Here is a 16,919-nt window from a genome sequence, read left to right on the forward strand (position 1 = left end):
GCCAGGATGGGGCCGTGGAGCGACTGACCGCGCGCCCCGCCGCCCCCGCGGCCGCCGAGCACGGCGAGGGGCCGGTGTGGGACGACGGCCGCGGGGAGCTGGTGTGGGTGGACATCCCGGCCGGCCTCGTCCGGCGCGCGACCCTGGGCGACGGCGACGAGCTCACCGAGGTCGCCTGCGACCGCGGCGGCGGCACGGTGGGCTTCGCCGTCCCGGCCGCGGCGGGCGGGTGGCTGCTCGGCGCCGACGGCGGGTTCACCCACCTCTCCCCCGACGGCACCGCACGGGTGCTGGTCGAGCTGGCCGGTGAGGGCGGCACGCCGGGGACCGGCGGCACGCGGATGAACGACGGCGGCTGCGACCCGGCCGGGCGGCTGTTCGGCGGCACCATGGCCTTCGACCAGCGGCCGGGGGCGGGGGCGCTGTACCGCGTCGACCTCGACGGCACCGTGACCCGCGTGCTCGACGGCCTGACCGTCTCCAACGGGCTGGGGTGGTCCCCCGACGGGCGGACCCTCTACCTGGCCGACTCCGGCCCGGGCGTGGTGCACGCCTTCGACTACGACCCGGCGACCGGCGCGCTGCACCGCGGCCGGGTGGTGCTGGACCTCTCGGGCGACGACGGGCCGGCCGACGGCCTCACGGTGGACGACGCCGGCTGCCTCTGGACCGCCCTCTGGGGTGCGGGGCAGGTCCGCCGGTGGTCCCCGGACGGCGCGCTGCTCGCCGTGGTCGAGGTGCCGGCGGCGCAGACCTCCAGCTGCGCCTTCGCCGGGCCGGGCCGCGACCTGCTGGTGATCAGCACCTCGACGGAGGGCCTGGACGACGCGGCCCGCGCCGCGCAGCCCGACGCCGGCCGGCTGTTCACCGCCCGCCCGGGGGTGACCGGCCCGCCGGCCGCCCCGTACCGCGGGCCGGGAGGCGGGCTGCACCAGGCCGGCTGAGCCGTCCGGCGCCCGGCGGGTCGTTCAGCCCTCGAGGTCGGCCAGGGTGCGGGCGGCCAGTTCGTCGCCCTCGGCGGCGCCGAGGCGCAGGTGCTCGATCGCCCCGTCGAGGTCGCCGCGGCCGGCGAGCAGGACGGCCAGGTTGTGGTGGCAGTACGGGTCGCCGGCGGCCAGCCCCGCCCGGTAGGCCTCCTCCGCGGACTCGACGTCCCCCAGGTCGTCGACGTAGAGGTTGCCCAGGGGCAGCCAGGACTCCCGCTCGCCCAGCTTGGCGCCGCACTCGAGGAACCAGCGCGCCTCGGCGGTGCGCCCGCCGTCGCGCAGCAGCGCCGCCAGCGCGGTCCGGGTCGCCGGGAAGGCCCCCGCGCCGGCGCGCAGCTCGGCCTCCAGCGCCGGGTCGCGGGTCTCGGCCCAGCGCCAGCTGGCGAGCACCGCGGCGGCCGTCTCGTGCCCGGTCCGGGCCAGCCCGGCCGCGACGACGGCCGCCTCGTCGGTCTCGCCCTGCTCGCGGAGGAGGAAGGCCAGCTCCAGGAGGCCGGCCGGGTCGCCGGCCGCGCCGGCGCCGCGGAAGGCCCGCTCGGCCCCGGCGAGGTCGCCGAGGTCCTCGAGCACCAGCCCCAGGTTCAGCCAGGCGTCGCTCTCCCCGCCGGCCAGCGCGCGCTCGTAGGCGTCCACCGCCTCCGCGGCCGCGCCGCGGGCGGCCAGCGCGTTGCCCAGGTTGAACCAGCCCAGCGGGGCGCCCAGCTCGGCGGCACGGCGGAAGCAGTCCTCGGCCTCCCGTCCCCGGCCGGCCTCCACCAGGTCGCAACCCAGCTCGATGACGGCGTCGGTGTCCCGGGAGGTCCGCAGCAGCCGGATGCGCCGGTCCAGGTCCTCCATGCCCGTGATCATCCGGGCCCCGCGGCGGGACGTCGTCCCCCGTTCGGTGCGCTCTCACCCCTCGGAGGCGTGGTCCGGCTCAGGCCCGCTCGGCCCGCAGCGCCTCCCGCAGCTTCGTCCTGCCGGTGGTGCGCAGCAGCGCCCCGGCGTAGACCCGGCCACCGACGCGGACGACGACCGCGATCGCGGCGAGCATGACCAGCACCGACAGGGCGACCTCCCACACCGCGACCTCGCCGGCGGCCTGCCGCACCGGCATGACCAGCGGGGAGAGCCCCGGCACGTAGGAGGTGACGGTGGCCAGCGTGCTCGACGGGTCGCCGGCGGCCTGGATGGCGACGACGAACCCCGCGACCAGCAGGATCGTCGTCGGGGTCAGCACGCTGCCGAGGTCCTCCTGGCGGCTGACCAGCGAGGCCGCGACGGCGAACACCGAGGCGTAGAAGCCGTAGCCGAGCACGAACCAGGCCACGACCGTGACCACGGTGGAGACCAGCTCGCCCGGGACGCTGACGACGTCGAAGGCGAGGGCACCGGTGACGCCGACGACGGCGATCAGCACGATCTGCGCGAGGCCGAGCAGCCCGAGGCCGAGGATCTTGCCGGCCAGCAGCTGCCACGGGCGCATGGTGGCCAGCAGGAGCTCCACGACGCGGCTGGCCTTCTCCTCCACGACGCCCTGCGCGACGAACTGGGCGAAGAGGATGAGCAGGCCGTAGAGGACGGCGACGCCGATGATCGCCACGACGACGCGCTGGCCGTCGGCCTCGTCGTCGCCCTCGAGCGTGGTGATGCCGAGCTGCGGGACCGCCTGCAGGTCGACCCCGGCCTCCACCAGCTGCCCGGTCACCGCCACCTCGGCCACCGCGGAGCCGACGACGGCCTCCAGGGTCGGGTCGCGGTCGGCGAGCAGGAGCTCGGGGGCCGCACCCCCGTCGAGGAGGACGGCGTCGACCTCCTCGGCCTCCAGCGCGGCGCGGGCGGCGCCCTCGTCGGGGAGGTCGACCAGCTCGACGTCGAGGCCGACCGCCTCGCCCTGCGCCTGCACGGCCGGGCCGACGCCCTCGGTGCCGTCGACGACCCCGAGGCGGCTGGTGTCCGAACCCGAGTTGACCACCACCTGGAAGGCCATCACGCCGATCAGCAGCAGGACGATGACCACCGAGCTGATGAGGAAGTTCTTGTCGCGGATCCGGCTGGAGACCTCGCGGCCGGCCACCATCCGGACCAGCGCCGCGCTCGACGGGGTGCGCACCTCGCTCACGCCGCCACCGCCTCGGGGGTCCGCTCGTCGGCGACCGCCTCGCGGAACAGCTCGACCAGCGTCGGTTCCCGCCAGGCGAAGTGGGTGACCCGCCCGGTCCGCACCGCGGCGGCCAGCACGGCCTGGTCGTCGCCGCCGGCGTCGAGGGCCAGCAGCGTGTCGCCGGCCTGCTCGGAGACGACCCGCACCCCGGGCAGCGTGGCGGCCCAGCCCCGCGGCGCGTCGGGGACGACGACGCGCAGCAGCCGGCCGGCCTCCCGCTCCCGCAGCTCGGGCACCGTGCCGACGGCGACCATCCGGCCGCGGGCCAGGATGCCGACGGAGTCGCACAGCCGCTCGACCAGGTCGAGCTGGTGGCTGGAGAACACCACGGGGACACCGCCGCGCACCTGCTCCAGCAGCCCGTCGGCGAGCGCGTCGACCCCGACCGGGTCCAGCCCGGAGAAGGGCTCGTCGAGGATGAGCACCTCGGGGCGGCTGACCAGGGCCGCGGCCAGCTGGACCCGCTGCTGGTTGCCCAGCGACAGCTTCTCGACCGCGTCGCCGCGGCGGTCGCCGAGGCCCAGCCGGCCGGCCCACTCGTCGGCCGCCCGGGCGGCGGCCCGAGCATCGAGGCCGTGCAGCCGGGCGAAGTAGGCCAGCTGCTCGCCGACCCGCATCTTCGGGTAGAGGCCGCGCTCCTCCGGCATGTAGCCGATGCGGCGCCGGACCTCCTGGTCCAGGGGCCGGTCGCGCCAGCGCACCACCCCGGCGTCGGCCCGGACGAGCCCGAGCGCGATGCGCATGGTCGTCGTCTTGCCGGCGCCGTTGGAGCCGCAGAACCCGAACATCGTCCCCGGGGCGACGGTGAAGCTGACGTCGTCCAGGACGCGGTTCGCGCCGTAGCTCTTCGTCAGCCCGTCGAACTCCAGCACCGCTCCGACCCCCGCACTCGCCGCCCTGGTCTGCGGGACCGACGCTATCCGGGTGACCCCGGGCACGTTCCGGCGGGCGCGATCACGCGTCCCCGGCCCACCGCAGCCGGTCGCCGGCGCGGGAGGCGGTGACCGTCGACGCGCCGCCGTCGCGGGTGACCCGCCAGGCGGTGCCGCGACCGGCGACGAGCGCGCCGTCGCCGTCCGCGTGGACGGCGGTGTCCTCGTCGAGGGCCAGGCCCCGCGCGGCACCCGAGGAGAGCAGCCGCGGCAGGGTGCCCCACTGGGCGCAGTGGACGTCGACGGTCCACGGCACCAGGCCCAGCCCGGGGGTCACCCGCAGCTCGTCGAGGTCCTCGGCGGCGTCCTCCGGGCACACCGGCACGCCGCCGGAGCGCCAGCCGCCCACCAGCGCCTGCGCGGCGGCCACCGCGGCGCCGGCGGAGAAACCGGCGTAGGGGCGGCCGCCGGCCAGCCACTCCCGCACGCCCGCGGCCGCGGGGGCCAGCGCGTCGGCGTAGGCGGGGGTGAGGCCACCGCAGACCAGCAGGGCGTCGGCGTCCCCCAGCGCGGCCGGGTCCAGCCGCCCGCCGAGGGGCACCAGGACCGGCACCGGCTCGCAGGTCGCCGTCCGCCGCAGCACGCCGGCCCAGCGCTCGAACTGCGCCGCGCCGTCCCCCTCGTCGAGGACGACGGCGGCCACCACCGGTGCGGTCCCGGCCGACTCGAGGAACGGGCCGTAGAGGTCGGCCGCCGCCGCGGGGTCCCAGCCGCCGCCGATCAGGTGGGTGGTGGTCACGGTGCGCGGCCTCCTCGCGGTGGGTGGGGCGTCAGTGTGCACGGCGGCCGCGGCTGCGCTTCCATCGGCGCATGAGCCAGGAGAACGTGCCCGCGCAGCCGCCCTCGGGCGTGGGCCTCGACGGGCTGCGGGCCGCCGCGGCGGGCTGCCGGGCGTGCGAGCTGTGGGAGCCGGCCACCCAGACGGTGTTCGGCGAGGGGCCGGAGACCGCGCGGATCGTCTTCGTCGGCGAGCAGCCCGGGGACCAGGAGGACCGCAAGGGCGAGCCGTTCGTCGGCCCGGCCGGGCGGTTGCTGGACCGGGCGCTGGGCGACGCGGGCATCGACCGCCGGGACGCCTACGTCACCAACGCCGTCAAGCACTTCCGGTTCACCCCGACGCCGAAGCGGCGGATCCACCAGAGCCCGGGCCCGGAGCACCTGCGCGCGTGCCGGCCGTGGCTGGAGGCGGAGTTCGCCGTGCTCCAGCCCGAGGTGGTGGTGTGCCTGGGCGCGGTCGCGGCCAAGGCGCTCATCGCGCCCTCGTTCCGGATCACCAAGGACCGCGGCCGGCTGATGCCGTGGACGCCGCCCGGGGTGGCCCGTGCCGAGGCCGGGGACGACGCCGCGCCGGACGAGGAGGACGCGCCGCACCAGACCTGGATGCTGGCCACCGCGCACCCGTCGGCCGTGCTGCGCACGCCCGACGACGCCCGCGCGGCCGCCTACGACGCGCTGGTCGCCGACCTCCGCGTCGTCGCCGGGGCCCTGGCGTGAGCGCCGGGAGGACGCGGGTCTACACGGCCGAGGCCACCGCCTTCGGGCAGCGCACCGGTGCGGTGGTCTCCTCCGACGAGCGGCTGGAGCTGGAGCTGTCGCGGCCCGCGGCGATGGGCGGGGACGACGGGCCGGGCACCAACCCCGAGCAGCTGTTCGCCGCCGGGTACGCAGCCTGCTTCCACAGCGCCATGCGCTTCGGCGTCCCGCGGCTGGGGCTGCCCGCCGACGCGCTGGAGGGCTCGCGGGTGACCGCCCGGGTGCACTTCCTCCGCGGCGCGCAGGGCGACTTCGGGCTCGCCGTCGACCTGCACGCGCACCTGCCCCGGCTGGACGCCGACCAGGCCCGCGCGCTGCTCCACGAGACGCACACCGTCTGCCCCTACTCGCGGGCGACCGCGGGCAACGTCGAGGTGGGCCTGCACGTGGGCGACCCGGCCGGGGAGGGCTGACACGGGCGTTCGGTGCCCGACCTCGTGTGGCCCCGGCCGCGTCGGGCCCTCGTGCGCCCCCCTGTGGCGTCGTGCGGCGTCGTGCGGCCCGGCCGCGTCCTGCCGGCGTCCCCGCGGGAACGCCGACGTGCCGCGTGCGCGACTCCCGAGGGTCCCGAGCCGGTGCCGGGCTGCCGCCGAGCAACCCGCTACGAGACCTGCTCAGACGTTCCCCGCGGGAACGCGGCCAAGGGGAGAGGCTTGACGGCGTTCCCCCGGGAACGCGGGCGAGTCCCGGTGGCGCATGCCTCGTCACCGCGACCGCAAGCCAAGGACCAGGCACGTGGCCATCGGGGGGACATCAGTTCGGGCGCCGCTGGCCAGTCCGTTCCCCGGTCACGTGGATCAGCGCCGGCGACGTGCCCGTGCGTCCCTGACGTTCGAGTAGGCGACGACCAGCACGTCGGCGAGAACCAGCGCCTGCACCGCGAAGACGGTGATCCACACCGACGTCGGCGCTCCGTCGAAGACGTCGAGCAGGTTCACCAGCTGGAGTGCGAGGCCGGCGACCACGGCCACGGTGGCCAGCAGGCTGCGGCGGGAGGGGGCGGTCAACAGCCTGCCTCCCCGACCTGGCGGTTCGTCCTCGGCCACACGCGCCATGTGCCCGAGAGGATCTCGAGCACGAACACGGGCCGCGTCCCGAGCCGCCGATGAGGGGAGCGTTCGCTGGCACCTTGATGGCCGCCCTCAGGGACACGGCGCGCCGGCCCGCCGGACCGCTCAGGGCAGCGCCGACCGGGAGGCGCGGAACGCCCAGAACGACGGCACCGCGACCGCGACCACGGCCATCGCCACGACGACCACCACGCCGCCGGAGACCATCGCCACGCCGACCCCGGCCGTGCTGGCGATCGCGCCGGCGCGCAGGTCGCCCAACCGCGGGCCCCCGGCGACCACGACGAGGAAGACGCCCTGCATGCGCCCGCGCATCTCCTCCGGTGCGGCCAGCTGCAGCATCGAGGAGCGCAGCACCGCGCTGACCATGTCGCCGGCCCCCGCGACGGCGAGGCAGAGCACGGCCAGCCACAGGGTCGGGGCGAGACCGAACCCGATGATCGCCACGCCCCAGACGGCGATCGCCGCGAGGACGACGGCGCCCTGCCGGTCCACCCGCGAGACCCAGCCCGACGTCAGCCCCATGGCCAGCGCGCCGATCGAGATGCCGGCGAACAGCCACCCGAGGCTGTTGGGCGAGTCGGCGTAGCGGCCCTCGGACAGCTCGGGGAACACCGCCTGCGGCCAGGCGAAGAGCATCGCGACGACGTCGACGACGAACGTCATGAGCAGCACCGGCTGGGTGCGCAGGAAGCCGAAGCCCTCCCCCACCCCGCGCACCGCGGCGCCGAGCCGCAGCGGCCCGGCGTCCCGGCCCGGGGGCAGGGCGGGCAGGCCCCGCAGCAGCAGGACGGCGACGAGGAAGCCGAGCGCGTCGACGGCGTAGGTGACGAACAGGTCGCCGAGGCCGATGAGGACGCCGGCCAGCAGCGGCCCGACGATCACCCCCACCTGCCGGACGGTCATCGCCAGCGCGTTGGCCGCCGGGACGCCCTCGGCGCCCACGATCGCCGGGATCACCGCGCTGCGGGTGGGCTGGTTGACAGCGCTGAACCCGGAGACCGCGGCGGTGAGCGCCCACAGCAGCCACAGGTTCCCCCCGCCGGGCAGCAGCGCCTGGACCGCGAGCAGCGCGCTGGTGACCGCCGACCCGGCACCGGTCACCAGCATGAGGCGGCGCCGGTCCATCGAGTCGGCGATCGCCCCGCCGAGCAGGCCGAAGACGACCAGGGGCACCAGCGCCACGACCGACGTCACGCCGACCAGCAGCGAGGAGCCGGTGAGCGCGTAGACCTGGTACGGGACGGCGACCAGGGTCATCTGCTGGCCGAGCATCGTCGCCGCGACGCCCCAGAACAGCCGGCGGTAGTGCGGGTTGCGCAGCGGGGTGGTGTCGATGGCCCACCCGCGGCGGCGCACCTGCTCGGGCACCGGCTCCTCGACGCCGCCGGCCCCCTCGACGGGGTCGACGGGTGAGGTCACCGCGTCCTCCCGGCGGGCTCCCTCACGGGGCGAGCCGCTGGACCACCCAGCCGCCGCCCTCCGCGTCGTCGCGCACGAAGCGCAGCCGGTCGTGCAGCCGGTCGGCACCGCCCTGCCAGAACTCGACGGCGTCGGGCAGCACCCGGTAGCCGCCCCAGGTCTCCGGCCGCGGCAGCTTGCCGTCGGGGGTGTCGGCGTCCAGCCGGCGCAGCCGCGCGACCAGCTCGTCGCGGGAGTCGACGACCGTGGACTGCAGGCTGGCCGCGGCGGCGAGCTGGGCGCCGCGCGGGCGGGGGTCCCACAGGTCGTCGGAGGCCCGGTCGCCGACCCGCTCGACCCGGCCGGTCACCCGCACCTGGCGCTGCTGGGCGTGCCACGGGAAGACCAGCGCCGCCCGCGGGTTGACGGCGAGCTGGGCGCCCTTCGCCGAGGCGTAGCTGGTGCCGAACACGAAGCCGTACTCGTCGTAGCCCTTCACCAGCACGATGCGCGCGTCGGGGGCGCCGTCGGCGTCCGCGGTCGCGACGACCACCGCGTTCGGCTCGGGGAGGCCGGCGGCGACGGCGTCGCCGAACCAGCGGTCGAACTGCTCCACCCAGGTCGGTGCGAGGTCCTCCTCGCGCAGTCCCTGCCGGTCGTAGTCCCTGCGCATGCGGGAGAGGTCGGGCACGGCGACCATGCTGTCACCGCGCCGGTGCGCCCCTCCGGTGCGGGCCGCGCCCCCCGTGCACCGGGGGGCCCGCCACCGCCTAGGGTCGCAGGCGCAGTCGTGCGCCATGCCTCCCGTGGCCGCACGTGTCCCGCGCGCAGAGGAGCATGCGAGATGGCCGACGACTTCACCCCCGGGCTGGAAGGCGTCATCGCCTTCGAGACCGAGATCGCCGAACCGGACAAGGACGGCGGTGCCCTCCGGTACCGCGGGGTCGACATCGAGGACCTCGTCGGCAAGGTCACCTTCGGCAACGTGTGGGCGCTGCTGGTCGACGGCAAGTTCGGCCCGGGCCTGCCGCCCGCCGAGCCGTTCCCCATCCCGGTGCACAGCGGCGACGTCCGCGTCGACGTGCAGGCCGCGCTGGCGATGCTGGCGCCGTTCTGGGGCTACCGCCCGCTGCTGGACATCTCCGACGAGGAGGCCCGCGACCAGCTGGCCCGCGCCGCGGTGATGGCGCTGTCCTACGTCGCCCAGTCCGCGCGCGGCATCGGCGTCCCGGCCGTGCCGCAGTCGCGGGTCGACGAGGCCGCGACGATCGTCGAGCGGTTCATGGTCCGCTGGCGCGGCGAGCCGGACCCGCGCCACGTCGCCGCCGTCGACGCCTACTGGACGTCGGCCGCCGAGCACGGCATGAACGCCTCCACCTTCACCGCGCGGGTGATCGCCTCCACCGGCGCCGACGTCGCCGCGTCGCTGTCCGGGGCCATCGGCGCGATGTCCGGGCCGCTGCACGGCGGGGCGCCCTCGCGGGTGCTGCACATGCTCGACGGCGTGGAGCAGGCCGGGGACGCCGACCGGTACGTGAAGGACCTGCTGGACCGCAAGGAGCGGCTCATGGGCTTCGGGCACCGGGTGTACCGGGCCGAGGACCCGCGCGCCCGCGTGCTGCGCAAGGCCGCCCAGGAGCTCGGCGCCCCGCGGTTCGAGGCCGCGCTGGCGCTGGAGCAGGCCGCCCTCCGGGAGCTGCGCGAGCGGCGCCCGGACCGGCCCATCGAGACGAACGTGGAGTTCTGGGCGGCGATCGTCCTCGACTTCGCCGAGGTGCCCGGCCACATGTTCACCTCGATGTTCACCTGCGCCCGCACCGCCGGCTGGTGCGCGCACATCCTCGAGCAGAAGCAGACCGGCCGGCTGGTGCGCCCCTCGGCGCGCTACATCGGCCCGGCGCCGCGCCGGCCCGACGAGGTCGAGGGCTGGGACACCATCCAGACCAAGGCCGTCGACGAGGTCGCACCCGCCTAGCAGGGCCTCCCTCCCCCCTCACGACCCGAGAGGCACCCCCCGGATGACCATGTCCATCCCCGCCGACCTGCTGCCCGCCGACGGCCGCTTCGGGTGCGGTCCGTCCAAGGTGCGCCCGGAGGCGCTGCAGGCCCTGGCCGCCGACGGCGCCGCGATCATGGGGACCTCGCACCGGCAGGCACCGGTCAAGGGCCTGGTCCGGCAGGTGCGCGAGGGCCTGGCGCAGCTGTTCGACCTCCCCGACGGCTATGAGGTCGTCCTCGGCAACGGGGGGACGACGGCCTTCTGGGACGCCGCGGTCTTCGGGCTCGTCCGGGAGCGCAGCGCCCACGGCAGCTACGGCGAGTTCTCCGCCAAGTTCGCCTCGGGGGTGGCCGAGGCCCCGTTCCTCGCCGACCCGGTGATCGCCAAGGCCGCCCCGGGCGGGCTCGCCCTGCCCACCGCCACCGAGGGCGTCGACGCCTACGCCTGGGCGCACAACGAGACCTCGACCGGCGTCATGGCCCCGGTGGAGCGGCCGTACGGCACCGAGGACGCCCTGGTGCTCGTCGACGCGACCAGCGCCGCCGGCGGCCTGCCCGTCGACGTGTCGCAGACCGACGTCTACTACTTCGCGCCGCAGAAGAACTTCGGCGGGGACGGCGGCCTGTGGGTGGCCCTCATGTCCCGGGACGCCCTGGACCGGGTGGCCGAGATCAAGGGCTCGGGCCGCTGGGTGCCCGGCTTCCTCGACCTGTCGATCGCGATCGACAACTCCGCCAAGGACCAGACGTACAACACCCCCGCGGTGGCCACGCTGTTCCTGCTGGCCGACCAGATCCGCTGGCTGCTGTCGCTGGGTGGCCTCTCCGGGGCCGTGGCGCGCACCCAGGAGTCGTCGAGCCGGCTCTACGGGTGGGCCGAGCGCTCGTCCTACGCCACCCCGTTCGTCGCCGACCCCGAGCAGCGCTCCTACGTGGTCGGCACCGTCGACTTCGACGAGTCGGTCGACGCGGCGCAGGTCGCGAAGGTCCTGCGGGCCAACGGCGTGGTCGACGTCGAGCCGTACCGCAAGCTCGGCCGCAACCAGCTGCGGGTGGGGATGTTCCCCGCCGTGGACCCCGACGACGTCAGCGCGCTGACCGCCTGCATCGACTTCGTCGTCGAGAAGCTCTGAAAGGACCCCCTGCCGCCCACCACTCGCACGCTCGCGGCGGGGCCCGAGCTCGAGGGCGAGAACGCGCTCGCCGGCGGGGTGCGGACCGACGCGGACCAGGACGACGTCGAGGAGGCCTTCCGGACGTGGGGCCACCTCGGCCTGACGGTGCTCCGCGGCTGCGCCGTCGCCCCGGGCACCGGCGCGGAGCGCTGCGCCCGGTTCATCGCCACCCACGACCCCGACGCCCGACCCCGGCGCCGCACCCCGCCACGCCGGGTGGCCTGCCGACACGCTCGGCCCGGCACGGATAGCCTCGGGAGCCGGACTGTCCCTCGGGCCGTCCGCGTCGACGACCGGTTCCGGGAGGTGCCCATGCGCACGCTGCGCCTCGTGGCGCTCTCCGAGGACGGGTCGCGGATGGTGCTCGCCGCCGACCCCGTCGAGCCGGGCGAGGAGGGCGAGCGCTTCGAGCTGGTCGTCGACGAACGGGTCCGCGCGGCGGCGCGGGGCGACGCCCGCCGGCTCGGTCAGATCGAGGTCGAGATCGGCGCGACGCTGCCGCCGCGCGTCATCCAGGCCCGCATCCGCGCCGGCGAGACCCCCGAGCAGGTCGCCGAGGCCTCGGGGATCCCCGTCGAGCGGGTCATGCGCTTCGCCCACCCGGTGCTCCAGGAGCGCGGACGGGTGGCCGAGCAGGCCCGCGAGGCCCGGGTTCGGCTCTCCGACGGCAGCCCCGCCGTCCCCCTGCAGCAGTTCATGTCCGAGCGCCTGCGCGTGCTCGGCAGCGACCTCGACGCCGTCCGGTGGGACGCCGCCCGGACCACCGACGGCACCTGGCAGGTCACCGCGACCTGGCAGGCCGGGGACGACGAGGGCGTCACCCGGTGGGCCTACGACGTCCCCTCGCGCACGGTCACCCCGCTCGACGCGGCCACCACCGACTTCGCCGAGGGCACCCGCCTGGTGCGGGTGGTCCCCCACGTGCCCGCCGGCGTCCCCGTGCCGCCGGTGCGCACCCGGCCGGTCGCCGTGGTCGCCGACGAGGAGCCGCCCGCGGAGACCGGGACCGCCGGCCGGGAGACCACCGGCGAGGGGACGGACGGGACGGCGACCGGCGGCGCCCCGCCCACCGGGGCCACCGCCGACGACGCCCGCCCGCGGACCGGACCCGACCGCGACCGGGCCGGCGGACGCGGCCGGGAGCGGCGGGACGACGAGCCGGTCGACATCGACGACATCGCCGAGCACGACACCGTCGTCCTCGGCCGTCCCGGCGGGGAGGGCGAGGACGAGGACCCCCGCGCCCGGATCCCCGCCTGGGAGGACATCGTCTTCGGGGTGCGCCGGCAGCGCTGACCCGCCCGGTGACCTCCGTCTCCCGGAACCGGCCCTGCGTGTCCGCCGTTGACCCGGGGGTAGGAGGTGGTCATGTCTGCGTCGGTGTCCATGCCCCTCGGCGGCGTGCAGGTCGGGTCCTACGACAGCTATCCCCAGGCCCAGGCCGCCGTCGACTACCTGTCCGACGAACGCTTCCCGGTCGAGAACGTGACGATCATCGGCTCGGACCTCAAGCAGGTCGAGCGGGTGACCGGCCGGCTGTCCTGGGGCCGGGCCATCGCCGCCGGGGCCGCCGCCGGCGCCTGGTGGGGTCTGTTCGTGGGCCTGCTGCTCGGCATCTTCGCCCCCGACGGCAGCAGCTGGGTGGGGTCGGTGCTCACCGGCCTGCTCATCGGTCTGGCCTTCGGCGCGCTCTTCGGCGCCATGGGCTACGCCGCGACCCGCGGCCGACGGGACTTCACGAGCACCAGCGCGATCGTGGCCGGCCGCTACGACGTCATGTGCAATCCCGCGCACGCCGAGGAGGCCCGGGCGATGCTGGCCCGCTTCTCGTTGCGCGGCTGAAAGGGGACCCCGTCCTCCTCACCGCTCGCAGGCTCGCGGCGAGCCTCTGGACGGGGCCGCCGCGAGGGGTGGGCAGGAGGGGGTCCTGCCTCAGCGCAGCGCGGCGAAGGCGACCGCGGCCGCGGCGGCCACGCCGAGGGAGTCGACCCCGGCGCGCATCGGGATCCGCGCCCGCACCCGCGCCGCCGCCTGCGCCTCGGGGCTGAGCCCGGGCCCCTCCGCCCCGAGCAGCAGCGCGGTGCGCGGGTGGGCGCGGGGGTCCACCTCGGCCAGGTCGACCGCATCCGGGGCCGGGGTGAGCGCCACCGTCAGGTAGCCGGCGTCGTGCAGCCGCGCCAGCCCGCCCGGCCAGTCGGCGAGCACGGCGAACGGCAGCGCCAGCACGTGCCCCATCGAGACCCGGACCGAGCGCCGGTAGAGCGGGTCGGCGCAGCGCGGGTCCAGCAGCAGGCCGTCGACGCCGAGGGCCACCGCCGAGCGGGCGATCGAACCCAGGTTCTCGGCGTCGTTGAGCGCCTCCAGCACGGCCAGCCGGCGCGGCGCCGCGGGGGCCGGCCCGCGCAGCAGGTCCTCGAGGTCCGCGGGCGGGCGGCGGTCGGCCGAGGCGAGCACCCCGCGGGTGAGCCGGAAGCCGATGACCTCGGAGAGCACCCACTTGTCCGCCTCGTAGGCCGGCGTCCCCGGCGGCAGGTCCAGCGCGGCCACCCGCCCGGGGACGCCGAGCACCGCGCGCACCCGGTACGGCGAGGCCAGCAGCCGCTGCACCGCGGGCACGCCCTCGACGATCACGGGGCCGGTGCCCCGCTCCGTCCCCGGTCGCCGGTCGCCGGCCTTGAGGTCGAAGAAGTCGGCCAGGCGCTCGTCGCGCGGGTCGGTGACGGTCACGGGGGGCACGGCGGCGATCGTGCCAGCGCGCTCGCCGGGCGCCGCGCCGGGACAGCCCGCAGGATCGGGACGTGCCCTCCCCTGCCCCCGTCCTCGTCGTCGGCGGCGGCATCGCCGGGGTCGCCTGCGCCCGCGCCCTGGCCGGTGCCGGGCGGCCGGTCCGCGTCCTCGACCGCGGCCGGCGCCCCGGCGGCCGGATGGCCTCCCGGACCCTCCACGACCGGGTCGTCGACCTCGGCGCCAGCTACCTGACCGCCGAGGATGGCTCCCCCTTCGCCGAGGTGGTGGCCGGCTGGGTCGCGCGCGGGCTGGCCCGGCCCTGGACCGACACCTTCGCCGTGGCCGGCCCGGACGGCGTGCGCGAGACCCGGCGCGGCCCGCTGCGCTACGGGGCGCCCGGCGGGCTGCGCTCGCTGGTCGCCGACCTCGCCGGCGACCTCGAGGTGGAGCAGGGCCGCACGGTCGGGGAGGTCGGCCCCGGCCCGCACCTGGACGGCGAGCCGGCCCCCGCCGTCGTCCTGGCGATGCCCGACCCGCAGGCCCGCCGGCTGCTCGACCCGGCGACCGCGGCGGCGCTGCTCGACGAGCGGCCCTGGCTGCCCGCGCTGGCCGTCGTCCTCGGGTGGGGGACCCGGCGCTGGCCGGCCGACCTGCACGGCGCCTTCGTCCACGACGACCCCGCGGTCGAGTGGGTCGCCGACGACGGCGACCGCCGCGGGGACGGCGCCCCCGTGCTGGTCGCCCACACCACCCCGGAACTCGCCGCCGCCCACCTCGAGGACCCCGACGCGGCCGCCGGCCCGGTCGCCGCCGCGGTCACCCGCGCGCTCGGCATCGACGGGCCACCGGCCTGGACGGCCGTGCACCGCTGGACCTTCGCCCGCCCGGCCCGGCCGCGCGAGGAGCCGTTCGGCCTCGTCGACGGCGTCGGCGCGTGCGGGGACGGCTGGTCGGCGCCCTCCCGCGTGCAGAGCGCCTGGACCTCCGGGACGGCGCTGGGCCGCGCGCTGGCCGGGACCGCCTGAGCCTCGCCCGGGAACGGCGCCCTGCCGGCCGCGTCGTCCCCCGGGGTCGCCGCCGGATTCCGGACTCGGGGCCGTTGACGGCGCCCGGAAAACTCACCTACCGTTGAGTTCATCAGGCGTTGAGTTCCTCTCCGGGAGGTCGCCATGACCGACGCCGTCACCGTCACCGGCCTGACCGTCGACCGCGGCCGCCGCCGGGTGCTGCACGGGCTGTCGTTCTCCGTCCCGGCCGGCCAGGTGACCGGCCTGCTGGGGCCCAGCGGCAGCGGCAAGACCACGCTGATCCGCGCGGTCGTCGGCGTGCAGCGCACGGCCGGGGGCGCGGTCGCCGTGCTCGGCCGGCCGGCCGGCTCCCCCGCGCTGCGGGCCCGCGTCGGCTACGTCACCCAGGCACCGAGCGTGTACGCCGACCTGACCGTCCGGGAGAACGTGCGCCACTTCGGGTCCCTGTACGGCATGGGCGCCCGCGAGTCCGACGCCGCCCTCGCCGACGTGGGTCTCGCGGACGCCGCGGGCCGGCTGGTCCGCGACCTCTCCGGCGGCCAGCAGGGCCGGGTGTCCCTGGCCTGCGCGCTGGTGGCCGCACCCGACCTGCTGGTGCTCGACGAGCCGACCGTCGGGCTCGACCCGGTCCTGCGCGCCGAGCTCTGGGCGCGCTTCCACGCCCTCGCCGCGGCCGGGACCACCCTGCTGGTCTCCAGCCACGTGATGGACGAGGCCGCCCGCTGCGACCGGCTGCTGCTGCTGCGCGAGGGACGGCTGCTGGCCGATTCCACGCCGGCCCGGTTGCGCGCCGAGTCGGGCACCGACGACCTGGAGGAGGCCTTCCTCCGGCTGATCCGCGCCTCCGAGGAGGTGGCTGCGAGCGAGCAGGGGCCTGAGCATCGCAGCGAGGGACGTACGAGGAGCGGAGCGTCCCGCGGGAGCGAGCAGGTGAGCCGAGCATGACCGCCCCGACCACCCACGTGAGCCCCGCGCTGACCGCGGCGACCACCGGCCGCGTGCTGCGCCAGCTGCGGCACGACCACCGCACGATGGCGATGCTGCTCGTGCTGCCGAGCCTGCTGCTCGGGCTGCTGCACCTCATCTGGGCCGACCTGCCGACCGCGCCCGGTCAGCCGTCGACCTTCGACCGCGTCGGCCTGACGATGCTCGGCATCCTGCCGTTCGTCGTGATGTTCCTCGTCACCAGCATCGCGATGCTGCGCGAGCGGACCTCGGGCACGCTCGAGCGGCTGCTCACCACGCCGCTGTCCCGGCTGGACCTGCTCCTGGGCTACGGCACGGCCTTCGGGCTGGCCGCGGCGCTGCAGGCCACCGTCACCGTCACCGTGGCCACCACGCTCTACGACCTCGACGTGGCCGGCCCGCTGTGGGCGGTGGTCCTCATCGCCGTGGTCAACGCCGTCCTCGGGGTGGCGCTCGGGCTGCTGGCCAGCGCCTTCGCCCGCACCGAGTTCCAGGCGGTGCAGTTCATGCCGGTCGTCGTCCTGCCCCAGTTCTTCCTCTGCGGGCTGCTCGTGCCGCGCGAGCAGATGCCCGGCTGGCTGCAGGCGGTCAGCGACGCCCTGCCCCTCACCTACGCCGTCGACGGGCTGCAGGAGCTGGGGCGCTCGGCCGAGCCGACCGGCACGATGTGGGTGGACGTCGCCGTCGTGGCCGGCGCCGCCCTGGTCGCCCTCGCCCTCGCGGCGGCGACGCTGCGGAGGAGGACCAGCTGAGCGCACCCCGACGCCGGCCGACCGGCCGGCGCCCCGGCAACCCGGACACCCGGGAGGGGGGGGGGGGGGGGGGGGGGGGGGGGGGGGGGGGGGGGGGGGGGGGGGGGGGGGGGGGGGGCGGGGGGGGCGGGCGGGGGGGGGGGGGGGGGGGGGGGCGGGGGGGGGGGGGGGGGGGGGGGGGGGGGGGGGGGGGGGGGGGGGGGGGGGG

The 16,919-nt window shown here is 76.9% G+C and carries 18 protein-coding genes; 10 read left to right on the top strand and 8 right to left on the bottom strand.

The features are described from left to right. Positions 1–14 precede the first annotated feature (14 nt). Positions 15–944 (top strand): SMP-30/gluconolactonase/LRE family protein, encoded by a 930-nt coding sequence (locus tag ACI8AC_RS18330; protein ID WP_456899267.1) that lies wholly within the window; start codon positions 15–17, stop codon positions 942–944. Between the two features lie 24 nt (positions 945–968). Here ACI8AC_RS18330 and ACI8AC_RS18335 read toward each other — a convergent pair whose 3' ends face one another. From ACI8AC_RS18335 to ACI8AC_RS18350, 4 genes are all read right to left on the bottom strand, one after another. Further along, positions 969–1,823 (bottom strand): tetratricopeptide repeat protein, encoded by an 855-nt coding sequence (locus tag ACI8AC_RS18335; protein WP_456899268.1) that lies wholly within the window; start codon positions 1,821–1,823, stop codon positions 969–971. Positions 1,824–1,902: 79 nt separating this feature from the next. After that, a complete protein-coding gene (locus ACI8AC_RS18340; RefSeq protein ID WP_456899269.1) occupies positions 1,903–3,087 on the bottom strand; it encodes an ABC transporter permease in 1,185 nt (394 codons plus the stop codon). Then, positions 3,084–4,001: an ABC transporter ATP-binding protein gene (locus ACI8AC_RS18345; protein ID WP_456899270.1), complete on the bottom strand. Its 918-nt coding sequence runs from the start codon at positions 3,999–4,001 to the stop codon at positions 3,084–3,086. The genes ACI8AC_RS18340 and ACI8AC_RS18345 overlap by 4 nt, the downstream gene beginning before the upstream one ends. Positions 4,002–4,083: 82 nt before the next feature. Further along, entirely contained in the window at positions 4,084–4,800 is a 717-nt protein-coding gene (locus tag ACI8AC_RS18350) for a hypothetical protein (protein ID WP_456899271.1), read from the bottom strand. A gap of 71 nt (positions 4,801–4,871) precedes the next feature. On the opposite strand from ACI8AC_RS18350, the gene ACI8AC_RS18355 reads away from it, so the two are divergent. Continuing rightward, complete coding sequence (locus ACI8AC_RS18355; protein WP_456899272.1) at positions 4,872–5,555, top strand: UdgX family uracil-DNA binding protein; 684 nt, start codon at positions 4,872–4,874, stop codon at positions 5,553–5,555. Beyond that, on the top strand, positions 5,552–6,007 hold the full coding sequence (locus tag ACI8AC_RS18360; RefSeq protein WP_456899273.1) for an Ohr family peroxiredoxin: 456 nt from the start codon (positions 5,552–5,554) through the stop codon (positions 6,005–6,007). Before ACI8AC_RS18355 ends, ACI8AC_RS18360 begins: the two co-directional genes overlap by 4 nt. A gap of 384 nt (positions 6,008–6,391) precedes the next feature. Here the strand turns inward: ACI8AC_RS18360 and ACI8AC_RS18365 are convergent, their stop codons facing one another. The 3 genes from ACI8AC_RS18365 to pdxH form a co-directional block, all read right to left on the bottom strand. Next, the gene (locus ACI8AC_RS18365) at positions 6,392–6,601 is read right to left on the bottom strand and encodes a hypothetical protein (RefSeq protein ID WP_456899274.1); all 210 of its coding nucleotides are present in this window, start codon (positions 6,599–6,601) and stop codon (positions 6,392–6,394) included. A 168-nt stretch (positions 6,602–6,769) separates the two neighbouring features. Next, the gene (locus tag ACI8AC_RS18370) at positions 6,770–8,086 is read right to left on the bottom strand and encodes an MFS transporter (RefSeq protein WP_456899275.1); all 1,317 of its coding nucleotides are present in this window, start codon (positions 8,084–8,086) and stop codon (positions 6,770–6,772) included. Positions 8,087–8,108: 22 nt separating this feature from the next. Beyond that, a complete protein-coding gene (gene pdxH, locus ACI8AC_RS18375) occupies positions 8,109–8,765 on the bottom strand; it encodes a pyridoxamine 5'-phosphate oxidase (RefSeq protein WP_456899276.1) in 657 nt (218 codons plus the stop codon). Between the two features lie 144 nt (positions 8,766–8,909). On the opposite strand from pdxH, the gene ACI8AC_RS18380 reads away from it, so the two are divergent. The 4 genes from ACI8AC_RS18380 (at position 8,910) to ACI8AC_RS18395 (ending at position 13,080) form a co-directional block, all read left to right on the top strand. Next, on the top strand, positions 8,910–10,040 hold the full coding sequence (locus tag ACI8AC_RS18380) for a citrate synthase 2 (RefSeq protein ID WP_456899277.1): 1,131 nt from the start codon (positions 8,910–8,912) through the stop codon (positions 10,038–10,040). A gap of 43 nt (positions 10,041–10,083) precedes the next feature. Further along, on the top strand, positions 10,084–11,196 hold the full coding sequence (gene serC / locus ACI8AC_RS18385) for a phosphoserine transaminase (RefSeq protein ID WP_456899278.1): 1,113 nt from the start codon (positions 10,084–10,086) through the stop codon (positions 11,194–11,196). A gap of 354 nt (positions 11,197–11,550) precedes the next feature. Next, a complete protein-coding gene (gene sepH, locus ACI8AC_RS18390; protein WP_456899279.1) occupies positions 11,551–12,534 on the top strand; it encodes a septation protein SepH in 984 nt (327 codons plus the stop codon). Between the two features lie 72 nt (positions 12,535–12,606). Continuing rightward, entirely contained in the window at positions 12,607–13,080 is a 474-nt protein-coding gene (locus tag ACI8AC_RS18395; RefSeq protein WP_456899280.1) for a general stress protein, read from the top strand. A gap of 90 nt (positions 13,081–13,170) precedes the next feature. Here ACI8AC_RS18395 and ACI8AC_RS18400 read toward each other — a convergent pair whose 3' ends face one another. Next, on the bottom strand, positions 13,171–13,974 hold the full coding sequence (locus tag ACI8AC_RS18400) for a TrmH family RNA methyltransferase (RefSeq protein WP_456899281.1): 804 nt from the start codon (positions 13,972–13,974) through the stop codon (positions 13,171–13,173). Positions 13,975–14,036: 62 nt separating this feature from the next. Between ACI8AC_RS18400 and ACI8AC_RS18405 the strand changes: the two genes are divergently transcribed. The 3 genes from ACI8AC_RS18405 (at position 14,037) to ACI8AC_RS18415 (ending at position 16,711) form a co-directional block, all read left to right on the top strand. Then, positions 14,037–14,990, top strand: coding sequence for an NAD(P)/FAD-dependent oxidoreductase (locus ACI8AC_RS18405; RefSeq protein WP_456899282.1), 954 nt, complete (start codon positions 14,037–14,039; stop codon positions 14,988–14,990). Positions 14,991–15,134: 144 nt separating this feature from the next. After that, positions 15,135–15,938 (top strand): ABC transporter ATP-binding protein, encoded by an 804-nt coding sequence (locus tag ACI8AC_RS18410; protein ID WP_456899283.1) that lies wholly within the window; start codon positions 15,135–15,137, stop codon positions 15,936–15,938. Beyond that, complete coding sequence (locus ACI8AC_RS18415) at positions 15,935–16,711, top strand: ABC transporter permease (protein ID WP_456899284.1); 777 nt, start codon at positions 15,935–15,937, stop codon at positions 16,709–16,711. The genes ACI8AC_RS18410 and ACI8AC_RS18415 overlap by 4 nt, the downstream gene beginning before the upstream one ends. Positions 16,712–16,919: the final 208 nt, after the last annotated feature.

Source organism: Geodermatophilus sp. SYSU D00758, from assembly GCF_054049955.1.

Excerpts from the sequence above, each read along its gene's own strand:
- ACI8AC_RS18335 (WP_456899268.1), bottom strand. The coding sequence starts at position 1,823 with ATGGAGGACCTGGACCGGCGCATCCGGCTGCTGCGGACCTCCCGGGAC.
- ACI8AC_RS18355 (WP_456899272.1), top strand. The coding sequence starts at position 4,872 with ATGAGCCAGGAGAACGTGCCCGCGCAGCCGCCCTCGGGCGTGGGCCTC.
- pdxH (WP_456899276.1), bottom strand. The coding sequence starts at position 8,765 with ATGGTCGCCGTGCCCGACCTCTCCCGCATGCGCAGGGACTACGACCGG.
- ACI8AC_RS18380 (WP_456899277.1), top strand. The coding sequence starts at position 8,910 with ATGGCCGACGACTTCACCCCCGGGCTGGAAGGCGTCATCGCCTTCGAG.
- serC (WP_456899278.1), top strand. The coding sequence starts at position 10,084 with ATGACCATGTCCATCCCCGCCGACCTGCTGCCCGCCGACGGCCGCTTC.
- sepH (WP_456899279.1), top strand. The coding sequence starts at position 11,551 with ATGCGCACGCTGCGCCTCGTGGCGCTCTCCGAGGACGGGTCGCGGATG.
- ACI8AC_RS18395 (WP_456899280.1), top strand. The coding sequence starts at position 12,607 with ATGTCTGCGTCGGTGTCCATGCCCCTCGGCGGCGTGCAGGTCGGGTCC.
- ACI8AC_RS18410 (WP_456899283.1), top strand. The coding sequence starts at position 15,135 with ATGACCGACGCCGTCACCGTCACCGGCCTGACCGTCGACCGCGGCCGC.
- ACI8AC_RS18415 (WP_456899284.1), top strand. The coding sequence starts at position 15,935 with ATGACCGCCCCGACCACCCACGTGAGCCCCGCGCTGACCGCGGCGACC.